The 14,770-nt window shown below is 67.3% G+C and carries 15 protein-coding genes, 1 tRNA gene and 1 pseudogene; 13 read left to right on the plus strand and 4 right to left on the minus strand.

Annotated features, from left to right (window positions below; genetic code table 11):
- Position 1: 1 nt before the first annotated feature.
- The gene (locus tag IE247_RS11180) at positions 2-1,582 is read left to right on the plus strand and encodes a site-specific integrase (RefSeq protein ID WP_190122831.1); all 1,581 of its coding nucleotides are present in this window, start codon (positions 2-4) and stop codon (positions 1,580-1,582) included.
- Here the strand turns inward: IE247_RS11180 and IE247_RS34970 are convergent.
- Positions 1,568-2,143: a hypothetical protein gene (locus IE247_RS34970; RefSeq protein WP_373305540.1), complete on the minus strand. Its 576-nt coding sequence runs from the start codon at positions 2,141-2,143 to the stop codon at positions 1,568-1,570. The genes IE247_RS11180 and IE247_RS34970 overlap by 15 nt on opposite strands.
- Between IE247_RS34970 and IE247_RS34215 the strand changes: the two genes are divergently transcribed.
- The gene (locus IE247_RS34215) at positions 2,076-2,375 is read left to right on the plus strand and encodes a hypothetical protein (protein ID WP_229869025.1); all 300 of its coding nucleotides are present in this window, start codon (positions 2,076-2,078) and stop codon (positions 2,373-2,375) included. The two genes, IE247_RS34970 and IE247_RS34215, sit on opposite strands and share 68 nt — an antisense overlap.
- On the opposite strand, the gene IE247_RS34975 is transcribed toward IE247_RS34215, so the two are convergent.
- Positions 2,293-2,628 carry a hypothetical protein gene (locus IE247_RS34975; RefSeq protein WP_190122833.1) on the minus strand — a complete coding sequence of 112 codons (336 nt, stop codon included), beginning with the start codon at positions 2,626-2,628 and terminating at the stop codon, positions 2,293-2,295. The genes IE247_RS34215 and IE247_RS34975 overlap by 83 nt on opposite strands.
- A 520-nt stretch (positions 2,629-3,148) precedes the next feature.
- Here IE247_RS34975 and IE247_RS11195 point away from each other — a divergent pair.
- Positions 3,149-3,859 carry an HNH endonuclease gene (locus IE247_RS11195; protein WP_190122834.1) on the plus strand — a complete coding sequence of 237 codons (711 nt, stop codon included), beginning with the start codon at positions 3,149-3,151 and terminating at the stop codon, positions 3,857-3,859.
- A 556-nt stretch (positions 3,860-4,415) separates the two neighbouring features.
- On the opposite strand, the gene IE247_RS11200 is transcribed toward IE247_RS11195, so the two are convergent.
- Positions 4,416-4,679 (minus strand): hypothetical protein, encoded by a 264-nt coding sequence (locus IE247_RS11200; RefSeq protein ID WP_190122835.1) that lies wholly within the window; start codon positions 4,677-4,679, stop codon positions 4,416-4,418.
- Between the two features lie 627 nt (positions 4,680-5,306).
- Positions 5,307-5,378 (minus strand) — tRNA-Cys (locus IE247_RS11205).
- 604 nt (positions 5,379-5,982) lie between these two features.
- Between IE247_RS11205 and IE247_RS11210 the strand changes: the two genes are divergently transcribed.
- The 10 genes and pseudogenes from IE247_RS11210 to IE247_RS11255 form a co-directional block, all read left to right on the plus strand.
- Positions 5,983-7,020 carry a hypothetical protein gene (locus IE247_RS11210; RefSeq protein ID WP_229869027.1) on the plus strand — a complete coding sequence of 346 codons (1,038 nt, stop codon included), beginning with the start codon at positions 5,983-5,985 and terminating at the stop codon, positions 7,018-7,020.
- A 96-nt stretch (positions 7,021-7,116) separates the two neighbouring features.
- Positions 7,117-7,749, plus strand: coding sequence for a pyridoxamine 5'-phosphate oxidase (pdxH, locus tag IE247_RS11215; protein ID WP_190122837.1), 633 nt, complete (start codon positions 7,117-7,119; stop codon positions 7,747-7,749).
- A gap of 31 nt (positions 7,750-7,780) precedes the next feature.
- Complete coding sequence (locus IE247_RS11220) at positions 7,781-8,473, plus strand: B3/B4 domain-containing protein (protein WP_190122838.1); 693 nt, start codon at positions 7,781-7,783, stop codon at positions 8,471-8,473.
- 17 nt (positions 8,474-8,490) lie between these two features.
- Complete coding sequence (locus IE247_RS11225; protein ID WP_229869029.1) at positions 8,491-9,189, plus strand: YggS family pyridoxal phosphate-dependent enzyme; 699 nt, start codon at positions 8,491-8,493, stop codon at positions 9,187-9,189.
- Between the two features lie 57 nt (positions 9,190-9,246).
- Positions 9,247-11,352 carry an oxidoreductase gene (locus IE247_RS11230; protein ID WP_190122839.1) on the plus strand — a complete coding sequence of 702 codons (2,106 nt, stop codon included), beginning with the start codon at positions 9,247-9,249 and terminating at the stop codon, positions 11,350-11,352.
- Complete coding sequence (gene trpD, locus IE247_RS11235; RefSeq protein WP_190122840.1) at positions 11,352-12,374, plus strand: anthranilate phosphoribosyltransferase; 1,023 nt, start codon at positions 11,352-11,354, stop codon at positions 12,372-12,374. Before IE247_RS11230 ends, trpD begins: the two co-directional genes overlap by 1 nt.
- Before the next feature lies 1 nt (position 12,375).
- A complete protein-coding gene (gene trpC / locus IE247_RS11240) occupies positions 12,376-13,176 on the plus strand; it encodes an indole-3-glycerol phosphate synthase TrpC (RefSeq protein ID WP_190122841.1) in 801 nt (266 codons plus the stop codon).
- 138 nt (positions 13,177-13,314) lie between these two features.
- Positions 13,315-13,929, plus strand: a complete 615-nt coding sequence (locus IE247_RS11245; RefSeq protein WP_190122842.1) for a LysE family translocator — start codon at positions 13,315-13,317, stop codon at positions 13,927-13,929.
- 13 nt (positions 13,930-13,942) lie between these two features.
- The gene (locus IE247_RS11250; protein WP_190122843.1) at positions 13,943-14,551 is read left to right on the plus strand and encodes a phosphoribosylanthranilate isomerase; all 609 of its coding nucleotides are present in this window, start codon (positions 13,943-13,945) and stop codon (positions 14,549-14,551) included.
- A 33-nt stretch (positions 14,552-14,584) separates the two neighbouring features.
- A pseudogene (locus tag IE247_RS11255) lies at positions 14,585-14,770 on the plus strand (cysteine--tRNA ligase); the annotation flags it as partial.

The following is a 14,770-nucleotide window of genomic DNA, read 5'->3' on the forward strand; positions in this document are numbered from 1 at the left end:
CGTGGCTGCACGGCGTGCAGGCGGCATCAGTAAGCGTTGCGAATGCCGAGGCCCCGACGGGAAGTTGCTCGGCACAGGCTGCCCGCAACTTTCGAAGAAGACTCACGGAGCGCATCAACTGCGCCAAGAGCTTCCGCTCGACAAGAACGGCAAGCGACGGCCGTTCCGCCGCACGGGCTACCCCCTGGTGAAGGATGCCCAGGCGGACCTTGACAGCATCCGCGCCATCCTCGACCTGGCTGGCGACGACGAGGACGCACAGCGCCGCGTCGGCGATCTGCTTCAGAACGTCATGCGTGACCGTCTGGAGATACCGGACCCCATCGAGGTCTCACGGCGGCTCGGGGTCGGGGTCCCGCTCGACGGTACGAGCACGGTGGGGGAGTGGCTCGACACATGGGTGAACTCCAAGAAGACTCGGCGCAGCACCACGACTGGCTACCGCTCCCACGTAGAGGTGCACCTGACGCCAGGTATAGGCCACTACCGTCTCGATCGTTGCAACGTCGGGCATTGCCAGGAGTTCTTCGACGCCATCGACGACCAGAACGAGGTCATCAAAGCGGAGAACACAGCCCGGCGCGAGCAGCAGGCGCGGTGCAAGTGGGGGAAGAACTCCCGGCCGCCGGCCGCCGACTCCGCACGCCTGGCACGCGAGCGGGAGAAGCTCGCAGCGATGCCGCCTTACCGTCTGGTCACGGGGCACGCTACGAAGCAGCGGATCCGTGCGACGCTGCGCACGGCGTTCAATGCGGCGATCAAACGGCAACTGATCACCTTCAACCCGGCCTCCCACGTTGAGCTGGAACCCGGCAAGCGGCCGAAGGCCGTGCTATGGACCGACCGGCATGTTGAGCGCTGGCGGGCGACGGGCGAGAAGCCGAGCGCGGTCATGGTGTGGACACCACCGCAGATCGGTGCGTTCCTTGACGAGGCCGAGTCTTCCCGGCTGTACGCGCTCTTCCACCTCATCGCCTTTCGCGCGCTGCGCCGCGGGGAGGCCGTGGGGCAGGACCGGGCGAATGTCGACCTCGTCGGGCAGGCCATCACCATCGCCAAGGAGATCGTCGTCGACGGCTGGACTCCAGTGGAGGAGGAGCCGAAGACCGACGGCTCTGCCGCGACGATCGCTCTTGACTCTCTGACTGTCGCCGTCCTGCGCGAGCACCGTCTCCGGCAGGCGGCCGAACGCGAGGCATGGAACGCGCATGCGGCGGCAGAGCGGGCGAAGGGCAAGGAGGTGGAGGACTGGGTCGACACGGGCAAGGAGTTCGTCGATATCGACGGCTCATGGCTTCACCCCGAGGCGGTGAGCGATGAGTTCCGGCGGATCGTCCAGAGGGCAGATCTCCCGCCGATCAATCTCCGGGACCTGCGGCACGTCGCGGCGACCCTTATCCATGCGGCAGGTGGCGACCTGCATGCCATCAAGGAGACTCTGCGCCACTCAACGATCAAGCTGGCTTCCGACACGTACACATCACTGCTGAAGGAAGTCGACCTGGAGATCGCCGAGAGGGCAGCCGCTCTTGTCCCGAGGGCCCGCAAGCAGGCTGAGGAGGCTGCCTCAGAGGAGGCCTAGCGGGTATCCTGAGACGTGGATACAGGGCTCCGTCATCGCAGGTGACGGGGCCCTTTCTGCTGGCCCCCTGCTGGCCCGAACGCTCCGGAACAGGGCAGATCTCGCCGGTACAGGACGGTACGGATAGCTACATCGAGAGCAGCTGCCACCCCTTGTGGCCAGCCACTTTCGATACAAGGCGGCGCACGGCGATACAGGGCGATACGCGACAGAGACATACTCCCGCAGACTCATAATCCGTCGGCCGTGGGTTCGAGTCCCACCCGCCCCACTGCGAGCCGCAGGTGCAGAAACGATCGCACCTGCGGCTTTGGCATATCCGGGGCCTGTCACGCCATCAGGCGAGCCGAGCTCAAGCCTTGGCTGGGAACCACCTGGGAACGAGAGTCTCCGGGTTGGACCTGCTCGCGCCGTCGGCGCGGCACGAGGGGACGCCGCCTTCTCGGCCGTGTCGCGCCCGACTCCACCCAGCGGGTGTGAGTACAGGTCTGTGGTGATCGTCACCGTGGAGTACCCGAGGCGCTTCGACACGATCGCCATGTCGGCCCCGGCGGTGAGCATCAGCGACGCCTGCCCGTGCCGCAGGTCGTGCGGCCGCACCCGCCGGCGCTCCCCCTTCGGGCAGGTGCGCGTCATCCTCGAACCGGACGGCGTCGATCAGCCCACCGAAGAGCTTGGAGACGTGATCCGGGGGCAGGGCGACGCCGTCGTCATGGGCGAACACGAGCCCGTGGTCCCGGTACACCGACTTCCACTTGCGGCGCTCTTCCTGCTGCCGCAGTTTGTGCCTTAAGGAGCGCACTGACGGTCAGCTCGTCGAGGTCGATGATCCGATTCTCGCCGCTCGCCGTCTTGGGCCGGGAGAGCGTCAGATCGATGTGTCCCCCTTCGCAGTACGGGCACGCCACGGGAGGTATGTCCCGCTTCTTGAGCCTGGACACCTGCACAGTCTGCTGCCGCACGACGACGAAAGCGCCGAGCTTGGCAGGCTCCCACGGGATGACCTTAGGGCGCTGAGAGGTCGGCGGCTCGACGTTCTTCGCCATGCTGAAGGTGATGAGCTGCTACTTCACCACAGTCGTCAGGGCGCTGCCCGGCGTCGCGTGAATGCGGCGAGCTGTCGCCGTTTTCCGCTTCCCGTCGTTGACCTCGCCGAGCAGCTTGTCGACGTGCGAGAGCCGCAGGTCCCGCAGGCGTATGCGGCCGAAGTGTGGCACGAGGTAGTTGTCGATGTGGTGCCGGTATGAGTGCAGTGGCCCGCTTGTTGCTTCTTGACTAGGTCGAGCCCGGTCTGGATGAAACCGTCATGGGTCTGCGGCGGCAGGTCGACGGTTCAGCCGGCGCCGGCGACGGGCTGCGCGGTGCCATCGCTGCCCGTCTGCGGACCAAGAAGCCGTGAGGGGAGTGGCGGCACCTCTGGACCAGTCTAGTGGCGAGAGGTGCGCTGGCGCAGTGTTCGGCAGCGTCCGGCGCAGCATTTTGGCTGCGCCAGCACTTGCATCTGCTGCGCCGTACGTGCCATGATCGATCCGCCGGAGGATGATCCTCCGCGGAACGGGAGAGGTGATGGCCATGGATGAGCCTCGGCGCAAGCCGTCCATCGTGAAGGTTGCGGAGTACGTGGCTTCGGTAGGCGAAGGAGGACGGTTCACGAAGCTGGACCTGTTCGCCAACGTGCCGGATGTGGCGCAGGCTGACCGGCGTATGCGGGACCTACGTCCGATGGGCTGGAAGATCGATAACTACAAGGTGAACTCAGATCTCAAGCCGGACGAGTATTTGCTCGTTGAGATCGGAACGCGCATCGACCAGGGCGAGCCTGTGCCTAAGACGGTTCGCAAGAACATCACCGGACCCAAGCGCCGTCGGATCATGGAGCGCGACGGTCACGCCTGCCAGGTTTGTGGTGTCCACGCTGGCGCTGAGTACTGGGATGAGGCTGGCCGTAACGCCGTTCTGTCGATCGGTCACATCATTCCGGTGAGCGACGGTGGCAACAATGATGACGAGAACCTGCGGGCTGAATGCCAGCGCTGCAACGATGAGTCCCGCAACAACACTAAGCGCCCTCCCGCGCCGGGAGAAGTGCTGATACAGGTCACGGCGCTCAAGTCACGGGATAAAAAGAAGCGGCTGTACGCCTGGATGGCTGCTGGACGCCGGACGGTGGACGATGTCGACGACGCGTTCATCCAGTGGTCCCGGCTCTCGCGGATGGACCGCCTCAACGTGATGGCGAAGCTGGGGAGCCAGGTCATCAAGACTGATGGTTCGTAGCCCGCTTCCTGCACCGAAGGCGTGAGCTCGCGCAGCTCAGGCTTCGGTGCAGGAGCGATGTGCACCCCATGCGCTGGCGGCGGCGTTGAGGCTGCCCGATGAGGGAGCGGGTCGTCCTTGACCGGACTCATAATCCGTCGGCCGCGGTTCGAGTCCAACCTGTCCCACCCAGAAGAATCGATGTGACCTGCGGAAGCGCGCTCGCCGCACGGGCGCCGTGTCCCGGAGCCCCTGCGGATCCTTGAACGAGTCCGTCAGGGGTCTTCGGCCGCGGCATCCCGGCCACCGCGAGGCCCGGGGGCGGGGCGTCCGCCCGCGCCTTAGGGGGCGGCGGCCCCGTCCACGGCCTTCTCCTCCGGCTCCGGGCCGCCGCCCTCGCTCTTGCCCTCGCCCGCGCTTGTGCCCTCGTTGAGCGGCGACGCCAAGGAAGGGTCAGCCGCCGACGTCCGGGACGAGCAGGGCGCAGACGGTGGCCGCGACCACCAAGCCCCCGTAACGCCGATGAGCGTGCCGACGGACTGCCCGAGCAGCACCATCGACCAGGCGGGAGCACCGCCTATGTCCTCCTGGCGACCACAGGCCTCAGTGCCTCATAGGCCGCTTGCAACGCCCCGATCACGAGCGCGAATTGCAGCGCGGTGACCCACGGCCAGGTCCGACTGGAGAACTCCTGCCAGCCCTCGCGCAGATCGGCGACGACGGAGGCGCCGCCGCTCGGGCGCGGGCTGTTCCCCAGGCGCAGGGTGGCCAGCAGCGCTGAGGCGGTTAAGGCGGCCGCCGTTGTGTCCAGGGCCCAGCCGGGGCCGGCCAGGGCGACCATGCCGTCGGCCAGCGAGAGTCCGAGAAGCCTGCCGGTGTCCGTGCCGAAGCGCAGCAGGGCGTTGCGGTGTGCAGGCGCTCCGGGGGCATCACGTCCGGTATGGCGCCGGTGAGCGCCGGGTAGTGCAGCGCGAGTGAGATGCCGATGGTGCCCACGGGCGGGTTCTCAGCCAGGAACATGGATGCCAGAGTCGTGACGGCCAGAGCCGACACCAGTTCGGCACCTGTCATCAGCAGATTGCCGGGGCATCCGGTCCGCGATCACTGCACCCGAACAGCAGCAGCGCGATTTCCGGGACGGTCTGCGCGGCTAGAACGAGAGTGAGCGTGCTGGCGTCGGCTCCCGGCAGATCGAGGACCGCGAAGGTGAGGGCTACGGGCCGAACGCCGACCCGAGGACGGCGATGGTGCGGGCCGTGAACAGTACGGCGAACCGCCTGTCACGTAACAGACTTCAGGCTGGGCACTCGTGCACCCTTCAGAGGAATAACCATACACGGGGTCGCATGATCCGACCCTGCTGGGTCGGCGGGCGCGACCCTTCCACGGGCATGCGAAAGCGCCGGTGCGGCACTGAATAAAAGTGCTGCACCGGCGGCAGTCGTGCGTTTGGAGCGATGAAACTCTGAGGCCGCGACCGGATTCGAACCGATATAAATCGCTTTGCAGGCGATCCCCTGAGTCACTCGGGCACACGGCCATTGCGAGATCTTATTCAGGCATCCCTGTTAATGTTGCCGCAATACTAGGTCGAGGGGCCCTGTAACCGTCAAGCAGAATCTCACATTCTGATATGGTTGCATGCTAAACATCTTCATCTGGCCGGAATGCTCTCCTTCAGATGCCCTCTGAGCTGCGACGATGTGGAAATTATCGCTGTGATAAGACGGTATTAGGCCATCCGGAAAAAGCCTCTTCGCTAACGCTTGCGATTATAGAAAGGCGGCTGGTAGAACTTGTGGCTGCACCACTGGACAGTCAATCCATCTCTCGCAGCCGGTGAAGTTCACAGTCCGGGGTAAATGTACAGAGCGGTGTATTAAGGCTGCTCTTTCTCATGGATGTGTACTCGCTGTGCGACGCAAATATGGGAGGTCGTCACCGTGACTGCACTAACTAATTCATGGCTCATGGATGTGGATCTCAGTCACATAGCGAGCCGTGCCGGGACGCCGGTATTCATCTACAGTGAAGCGCGGATGCGCAAGAATATCGGCCGGGTGAAGGACGCTGCGGCGGCGGCCGGCCTGGCGGGGAGAGTGGAGCTTTACATTCCATTCTTTCCGAATTCCAACCCGCACTTCATGGCCCCTCTCAAGGACATGGAGGACGTGGGGGTCCTGGTGCAGCTGCCCAGCGAGTACCGACTCCTGCGCGAGCACGGGTTCAGCAAGTTCATCGTGTCGCCCGGGCATGTGTCGGACGAGGAGATCGGCTTCTGGGACTCCACGGGCCACCCGACCTTCCTGGCCAGCCTCGACGAGGTCGCGTATTCGCTGCGTACCGAGGCGCCGACGATCAGCGTGCGGATCGACAGCCTCGACTCCGGCAAGCCGGGCATCAAGTACGGAGAGCTGGGCCGGCTCGCCGCGCTGCTCAAGGAGTACGAGCGCGATCTCACCGGCCTGGAGGTGTACTGCGGCAGCGGCAACACCCTCGACGAGATGGTCGGCATCGTCGAGCAGGTCATGAGCATCTACCGGGAGTACTTCCCCACCGCCCGGTCGATCAACTTCGCCGGCGGCCACGGCTTCGACTACGACGCCTGGGACGAGACGGAGAAGCACTTCGACTGGCACAGCTACTTCCGGGCCCTGGCCGAAGCGGCCCGCCGGCAGAGCATCCCCGAGGATGTGACCTTCCTCTTCGAGCCGGCGCGCGACGTGCTGGCCGACGCGGGCGCGCTGCTGCTGAGCGTCGAGCGAAGCGTCATCTCCACCCCCGTGTCGAACATTCTGGTGACCAACGGCTGTCGCATGCTCATGCCCTCGGCCCAGCTGCGCGACCGGAACCACAATGTGGCCTTCCTCGACGCGGGGATGAAGGAGGTCACCACGGGCAGCACGACCACGGCCGCCGTCCGGGGCCGCACCATCCTGCGCAACGACTACATCCTGCCCGGCGAGGTCGAGGTCCCCGACAGCATCGACGCGAGCAGCTTCATGGTGATCCTGGACGTGGGCGCCTACTGCGCCACCCAGCACATGGAGTTCCTCAATGTGCCCCCGGCCGCCGAGGTCCTCGTGACACCGGACGGCTCCGCGCACCTGATCACCAAAGCCGGAGACGACCTGGACAAGTGGCGCAACGTCCTGGCGGACAAGCGCGCCCTGGTCGCCTAGGCCTCCGCCCCGGGGCGCCCCGGTTGGCGACCCCGAACCCATCACCCGTGCTCCGACCGTGCTCCGAGCGACTCATCTCATCCGGGAGTTTTCGCCATGCTCGATCTGAAGGCAGAGGGAATCGACGCCGCGAAGGGACCGGCCGCGGAGGAGACGCCGTTCGAATTATTCGAGCAGTGGATCACCGAGGCCGGCCGACAGGAGATCAACGACCCGAACGCCATGGCGCTGGCGACCGCCGGTGAGGACGCCCTTCCCGACGTCCGCATGGTGCTGCTGAAGGAGTACGACACCGAGGGGTTCGTCTTCTTCACCAACACACAGTCCAACAAGGGCGCGGAGCTGGCGGCCAATATGCAGGCGTCAGCCGTCCTGCACTGGAAGTCCATGCGCCGTCAGGTGCGTTTCCGGGGCCCGGTGGAGGCCGTGACCGAGGCCGAGGCCGACGCCTACTTCGTCTCCCGGGCCCCCGACAGCCGGATCGGCGCATGGGCCAGCCGGCAGTCCCGCCCGCTCGGCAGCCGCCGGGAACTGGACGAGGCCGTGGCCCGTGAGGGAGCCCGATTCGGCGACTCCGAGGTGCCGCGACCGCCCTACTGGTCGGGCTACCGAATACGCCCCACCTACATCGAGTTCTGGTCGGATCGGCCGTTTCGACTGCATGACCGATTCGTTTTTAGTAGGCAGAAGCCGGAGGGGCCCTGGCACCTGGGCCGTCTCTACCCCTGAACAGCAGTCGACGACATGTAGGGATCAGCCCATGTACTTCACCCACGCCGATGCCATCTGGAACCTCCACCCGAGCCTGCGGGCTCTCGCGGTCGTCGCCGAGGACGTCCGCGACGCCAAGGAGGATCCCACCGCCCTCGAACGGCTGGCCACCGCCGTCAAGGAGCGGCAGAGCGGCGCGGCGGAGGCGGAGATGCCCGAGATCGCCGCCTGGCGGGAGGCCTTCTCGCGCATGGGCCTGAAGCCCACCCAGTACCGGTGCGCCTCGGAAGCCCTGCTGCGCCGCTACCGGAAGACCCAGGAGATGCCCAAGTTCCACCCGGTGGTCGACTACCTCAACCATGTGTCCATGGCGTTCGGCATCCCCATCGCCGCGTTCGACTGCGGGCGGGTGGCCGAGGGCATCACCGTCCGTCCCGCGCTGGGAACGGAGAACTATCTGACGTTCCAGGGGGAGACCGAGCACCCCGGCGAGGGAGAGGTCGTCTTCGCCGACCCCGAGGGGCACGCCCACTCACGGCGCTGGACCTACCGGCAGAGCGCCAGGTCGGTGGTCTCCGCTGAGACCGGCCGGGTCCTGATCGTGGCGGAGGCGCACCACGACACGGCCCTGGACGATCTGCGGGCCATGGAGGCCGAACTGCGGGCAGGCCTCCCGGCCATCGGCGCGGGCGTCGGGCCCTCGGCGCTGATGAGTTCTCCCCAGCGGTTCGAATTCGTCTGAGACAAAGGAGATGCCAGGTGAGCGACGACGAGCTGGACCGTGCCGACCCGCTGAGCGGGCTGGACGCGACACGGGCGGCGATCGCCGAGGCATGCGCCCGGGCGGGCCGGTCCACGGACTCGGTGACCCTGGTCGCGGCCTCCAAGACGGTGCCGCGGGAGGTGCTCGGCAAGGCTGTCGGCCGGGGCCTGCACGTCTACGGCGAGAACAGGGTGCAGGAGGCGCAGGCGAAATGGCCGGCGCTCCGGGCGGAACACCCCGGGGTGGAACTGCATCTGATCGGACCGCTCCAGACGAACAAGGCCCGTGACGCCGTCGCTCTCTTTGACGTCATTCATTCGGTCGACCGCTTCTCGCTCAGCGAGGCCCTGTTCCGCCAGGGCGAGAAGCAGGGCCGGCGGCCCAAGGTGTTCGTTCAGGTGAACACCGGACTCGAACGCCAGAAGGCCGGTGTCGCCCCGAGCGACACGGACATGTTCCTGGAGATATGCCGGGGCAAGCACGAACTCGATGTGATCGGGCTGATGTGCATTCCGCCCGTGGACGAGCCCTCCGAGGAGCACTTCGTCCAGCTGCGGGAGATCGCCGAGCGCAATGGGCTGACCTCGCTCTCGATGGGAATGAGCGGTGACTTCGCCTCGGCGATCGAGCACGGTGCCACGCATGTCCGGGTGGGCAGCGCCATCTTCGGAAACCGCGCGTACCCCGCGGCCTGAGAAGCCGCCCCGGCCAGCCTTTGAGCAGCTTCGAGCAGCCCCGATCCGAAGGAAGTCATGTCCCGTCCCGCGCGCTACGACGCCCTTTTCGAGCCGGTCCGAATAGGCCCGGTCACGGCCAAGAACCGGTTCTATCAAGTCCCGCACTGCAATGGGATGGGGCGGGCTTTCCCCAGCTCCATGGCGGCGATGCGCAAGGTGAAGGCCGAGGGCGGCTGGGGCGTCGTCTGCACCGAGCAGTGCGACATCCATTACTCGGGAAACCATCAGCGCGAACTCAGGCTGTGGGACGGGAAGGACATCCCCTACCTCGCGAAGGCCACCGATCTCATCCATGAGCACGGCGCTCTCGCCGGCGTCGAACTGGCCCACAACGGCGCCCATGTCAGCAATCTGGAGAGCCGGGCCGTTCCCATCGCCCCGAGCGCCACGGCCACCAGGGACCTTTTCCCCGGCACTGCCCGCGCCATGGACAAGTCCGATATCCGGGCCTTCCGGCGCTGGCACCGCGACGCGGCGCTGAACGCGCGGCGCGCGGGATTCGACATCGTCAATGTGTACGCGGGCCACGACATGACGCTGCCGATCAACTTTCTCTCGCGCCGCCGCAATCAGCGCACCGACGAGTACGGCGGCAGCCTGGAGAACCGCGCCCGGCTGCTGCGCGAGCTGATCGAGGACGCGAAGGAGGCGGTCGGGGACACCTGCGCGGTCGCCGTGCGCTTCAGCGTCGACGAGCTGATCGGCGAGAAGGGCATCACGGCCAAGGGGGAGGGGCACGACGTCGTCGAGATGCTCGCCGAACTCCCCGATCTCTGGGACGTGAACATCAGCAATTTCGACAATGACGGTGCCACGGCGCGCTTCTCGGACGAGGGATACCAAGAGGAGTACGTGAAGTTCGTCAAGAGCGTGACCACGAAACCCGTGGTCGGCGTCGGACGGTTCACCTCCCCCGACACCATGGCGGCCATGGTGCGCAACGGCACCCTCGATCTCATCGGCGCGGCCCGCCCCTCCATCGCCGACCCGTTCCTTCCGCGCAAGATCGAGGAAGGCCGCGTCGACGACATCCGCGAATGCGTCGGCTGCAATGTCTGCGTCGCCTGGGACCGGGCGGGCGCGCCGTTCCGGTGCACCCAGAACCCCACCACCGGCGAGGAGTGGCGGCGCGGCTGGCACCCCGAGCGCATCGCCGTCCGCGACACCGCCGACAAGGTGCTCATCGCCGGCGGCGGTCCGGCCGGCCTGGAGGCGGCCCGCGCCCTCGGCCAGCGGGGGTACGAGGTGATCCTCGCCGAGCGGGGGCGCGAACTCGGCGGGCGCGTCACCCGAGAGAGCAGGCTGCCGGGCCTGGCGACCTACGGCAGGGTCCGGGACTGGCGGCTGCGACAGCTCAAGTCCATGCCCAGTGTGCGGATCCTGCCGGGCAACGAGGTCGACCGCGAACTCGTCCTGGAGGCGGAGTGCTCCGTCGTCGCCGTCGCCACCGGTGCCGTCTGGCGCCGTGACGGGGTGGGAAGGCACCACCTCGCCCCCGTACCGGATCTCACGGCGATGCCGGTCTACACACCGGACGACATCATGGACGGCAGGCTTCCCCGCGGCCGGGTCCTCATCTTCGACGACGACCACTACTACATGGCCACGGTCATCGCCGAGCTTCTCGCCAAGAACGGCTGCGAGGTCTCCCTCGCCACCCCGGAGAGCCTGTTGGCGGCCTTCACCCAGTTCACCGCCGAGCAGAAGCGCGTCGGCCGAAGGCTGATGGAGCTGTGCGCGAGCACCCACGCGCTGTCCGCACTGTCCCGCGTCGAACCGGGAGCGGTACATCTGGCCTGCACCTACACCGGACGCGAGACGGTGGTGGAGGCCGACGCGATCGTCCTGGTGACGAGCATGCTGCCGCGCGACGCGCTCTTCCACGAGCTTCAGGGACTGGGCCAAAACACCCTGGCCGCGGCCGGTGTCCGGCGCGTGGTGCGGGTCGGCGACTGCCTCGGCCCGGGGATCATCGCCGCCGCCGTGCACAGCGGCCATCTCTTCGCCCGGGAGCTGGACACCGGCCTGAGCGACCACACGCCCTATCGGCGCGAGAACGTCGAACTCGACTGGGACCAAGCCATGCCGAACCCCGCGGGCATGGCGCGAGGGGAGATGTGATGCAGCGGTACAAGGCCCTCCTGGGCAAGGTCGCGTCCGGCGGCACCCTCAGCCGTGAGGAGTCCTCCCATGTGATCGGCAGGATGGTGACCGGAGAGGCGACCGCGGCCCAGATGGGCGCGCTGCTGATGGCGCTCCGGGTGCGCGGGGAGACCGTGGAGGAACTGACCGGCGCGGCACTCACCCTCCGCTCCCACATGCTGCGCGTCGACGCCCCGGCCGGCGCGGTGGACGTCGTCGGCACCGGCGGTGACGAGGTCGGCTCCTACAACATCTCCACCTGCGCGGCCTTCATCGTCGCCGGGAGCGGGGTGCCGGTGGCCAAGCACGGCAACCGCGCCCTCTCCTCCCGCTCGGGGGCCGCCGACGTACTCTCCGCGCTCGGTGTGCGCAACGGCCTCACCTCCGCCGGGGTCGAGCACTGTCTGCGCACCGCGGGCATCGGGTTCATGTTCGCCCCCGCCCATCACCCCGCCCTGAGGCATGTGGCCCCCACCCGGGTGGAACTCGCCACCCGTACGCTCTTCAATCTACTGGGCCCGCTGCTGAACCCGGCGGGGGTACGCCATCACCTCGTCGGCGTCTTCTCCCGCCAGTGGCTCGAACCGATGGCTCAGGTCCTCCGCGAGCTGGGCTCCGAACGCGCCCTGGTCGTCCACGGCGGGGACGGTCTGGACGAGATCACCACGGGCGGGACCACCCTCGTCGCCGAGCTGGACGGGGGCACGGTCTCGACCTACGAGATCTCTCCGGAGGACGTCGGTCTGCCCCGGAGTCTCCCCGGTGAGCTGCGGGGCGGCGACCCGGCGGAGAACGCCAAGGCCCTGACCGCCGTACTGGAGGGCGAGCGCGGCCCCTACCGGGACGTCTCCGTGTTCAACGCCGCCGGTGCGCTGCTGGCCGCCGGCGCGGCGGAGAGTCTGGCCGACGGGGTCCGGCTGGCGGAGGGGGCCATCGACTCCGGGCGGGCGCGCCGCCGGCTCGAACTGCTCGCCGCTTCCTCACATGAGACAGGAGCATGACATGAGCGATCTTCTGAGGCGGGTCGAGTCCTACAAGCGTGAGGAGATCGCCGCGGCCCGGCGGGCCGTCCCCCTCCAGGAGCTGCGACGGAGGGCCGACGCGGCCCCCGAGCCCCGGGGATTCCTCGACGCGCTCTCCCGGCGGACCGCCCGGGGGGAGTACGCCCTCATCGCGGAGATCAAGAAGAAGAGCCCGTCGAAGGGGCTCATCCGCGAGGACTTCGATCCCCCCGCGCTGGCCCGCGCCTTCGAGGACGGCGGAGCCGCCTGTCTGTCGGTGCTGACCGACACCCCGTCCTTCGAGGGGAGCCGCGAGCATCTGATGGCGGCCCGGGCCGAGGTCTCCCTCCCGGTGCTGCGCAAGGACTTCATGTACGACCCCTACCAAGTGGTCGAGGCCCGCGCCTGGGGAGCGGACTGCGTCCTGCTCATGCTGTCCGCCCTGGACGACGGGAGCGCGGGCCGCCTGGAGGACACCGCCCTGGATCTGGGCATGGATGTGCTGGTCGAGGTGCACAGCGAGGCGGAGTTGGAACGCGCGCTGCGGCTGCGGTCCCCGCTCCTCGGCATCAATAACCGGGATCTCCGTACGCTGAAGACCAGTCTGGGCACCGCCGAGGCCCTCGCGCCCAAGGTCCCCGAGGGCCGGCTGGTGGTCTCGGAAAGCGGACTGAGTACTCCAGAGGACCTCGGCCGGATGGCGAAAGCGGGAATCAACGCGTTTCTGATCGGTGAATCACTGATGAGAAGTGATGACGTCAAGGCGGCAACGCGCCGACTTCTGTCGCCTTTTCATGGCTGACGCGGGCATCGTCGGAGTCGATCAGGTACTAGCGTTCCGATCGACGGCCAACACCCACGCGCCGCCGGCCCGCGACACGTGTCGACGCTTTCGACCCGGGCACGGGCCGCCGGTGCCAGAGAACACTAGCGAGCACCCGTGAGCCTTCAGTTTCTCATCACCTCTCTGATCATTGTCGTCTCTCCCGGCACCGGAGCGCTTTACACCATCGCGACGGGCCTGTCCCGGGGCTTCCGTATGAGTGTCGTCGCCGCCTTCGGCTGCACTCTGGGAATCGTTCCGCACCTGGCAGCGGCCATCGCGGGTCTCGCCGCGATTCTGCACACCAATGCGCTGGTGTTCGAGATCTTCAAATGGGCCGGGGTGGCCTATCTCCTCTACATGGCCTGGAACACCCTTCAGGAGTCCGGGACGCTCAAGATCGAGGACCCGAACAAGCAGGAGACCTCGTCCCTGCGCATCACCGGCACGGCCATTCTGATCAACTTCCTCAACCCCAAGCTGTCCATCTTCTTCCTCGCCTTCCTGCCGCAGTTCGTCCCGGCGGACGCCGGGAACACCCTTCCCCACATGCTTCGGCTGAGTCTGGTGTTCATGGTCATGACCTTCGTCGTGTTCGCGATCTACGGCGGGTTCGCCGCGGCCGTCCGCGACCAGGTGATCAGCCGTCCCAAGGTCATGGCGTGGATGCGCCGCACGTTCGCCGCCGCCTTCGTCGGCATCGGCATCCAACTGGCCGTCGCCGGCCGCTGACAAGGAGCACGCGATGTTCATCAAGGTGTGCGGTCTGCGTACGGAAGCCGCTGTCGACGCCGCCGTGGAGGCGGAAGTCGACGCGATCGGCTTCATGTTCGCCCGGAGCCCACGCCATGTCGACGCCAGTACCGTCATCCGTCTGATGCGCCGCATTCCCCCCACGGTGCTGACGGTCGGGGTCTTCCGGGACCAGCCCCTGGCCGATGTCCGTTCCCTGGTGAACATCACCGGCGTCCTCGGCGTGCAACTGCACGGCAAGGAGGGCCGCCCCTATTACGAACAGCTCTCCGAGACCGGATGCACCCTCATCCGGGGTCTCTCGTACCGCGAACCGCTGCCGCGCCACGGCGACCTCGGCGAGGACATCCTCCTGCTCGACGCCCCGGTCCCCGGGGCGGGCGTGCCCTGGGACTGGGGCCGCCGCCCCCTGCGGACCACCGCCGGGAAATGGCTGCTGGCCGGAGGTCTCACCCCCGACAACGTCGGCGACGCCGTCCGCGCCACGAATCCCTGGGGCGTCGATGTGTCGAGCGGAATCGAGATCAGCCGGGGCCAGAAGGACCCCGCGCTGATCGCGTCCTTCGCCGAAGCCGCCAGAGCCGCCCGGGCAGCCGCCTGATCCGACAGACGAACTACACGGGAGAGAGCCGCCATGCCCGTTCGCTTGTACGACAACGGTGTCCGTAAAGTCCGTGACTTCATCCCGCTCGTCGCGGGCCGGGTCTCCATCTATCTCTGTGGCGCCACGGTCCAGGCCGCCCCCCATATCGGCCATATCCGTTCCGGGCTGAACTTCGACATCATGCGCCGCTGGTTCGAGTACCGCGGCTACGAGGTG

This window comes from Streptomyces inusitatus, assembly GCF_014651115.1.
Classification (GTDB): domain Bacteria; phylum Actinomycetota; class Actinomycetes; order Streptomycetales; family Streptomycetaceae; genus Streptomyces; species Streptomyces amakusaensis.

Bases quoted from the DNA above. Each gene is read 5' to 3' on its own strand.
- IE247_RS34970 (WP_373305540.1), bottom strand. From the start codon at position 2,143: ATGCTCACCGCCGGGGCCGACATGGCGATCGTGTCGAAGCGCCTCGGG.
- IE247_RS34975 (WP_190122833.1), bottom strand. From the start codon at position 2,628: ATGGCGAAGAACGTCGAGCCGCCGACCTCTCAGCGCCCTAAGGTCATC.
- IE247_RS11195 (WP_190122834.1), top strand. From the start codon at position 3,149: ATGGCCATGGATGAGCCTCGGCGCAAGCCGTCCATCGTGAAGGTTGCG.
- IE247_RS11200 (WP_190122835.1), bottom strand. From the start codon at position 4,679: ATGGTCGCCCTGGCCGGCCCCGGCTGGGCCCTGGACACAACGGCGGCC.
- IE247_RS11210 (WP_229869027.1), top strand. From the start codon at position 5,983: ATGGCCCCTCTCAAGGACATGGAGGACGTGGGGGTCCTGGTGCAGCTG.
- pdxH (WP_190122837.1), top strand. From the start codon at position 7,117: ATGCTCGATCTGAAGGCAGAGGGAATCGACGCCGCGAAGGGACCGGCC.
- IE247_RS11220 (WP_190122838.1), top strand. From the start codon at position 7,781: ATGTACTTCACCCACGCCGATGCCATCTGGAACCTCCACCCGAGCCTG.
- IE247_RS11230 (WP_190122839.1), top strand. From the start codon at position 9,247: ATGTCCCGTCCCGCGCGCTACGACGCCCTTTTCGAGCCGGTCCGAATA.
- trpD (WP_190122840.1), top strand. From the start codon at position 11,352: ATGCAGCGGTACAAGGCCCTCCTGGGCAAGGTCGCGTCCGGCGGCACC.
- trpC (WP_190122841.1), top strand. From the start codon at position 12,376: ATGAGCGATCTTCTGAGGCGGGTCGAGTCCTACAAGCGTGAGGAGATC.
- IE247_RS11250 (WP_190122843.1), top strand. From the start codon at position 13,943: ATGTTCATCAAGGTGTGCGGTCTGCGTACGGAAGCCGCTGTCGACGCC.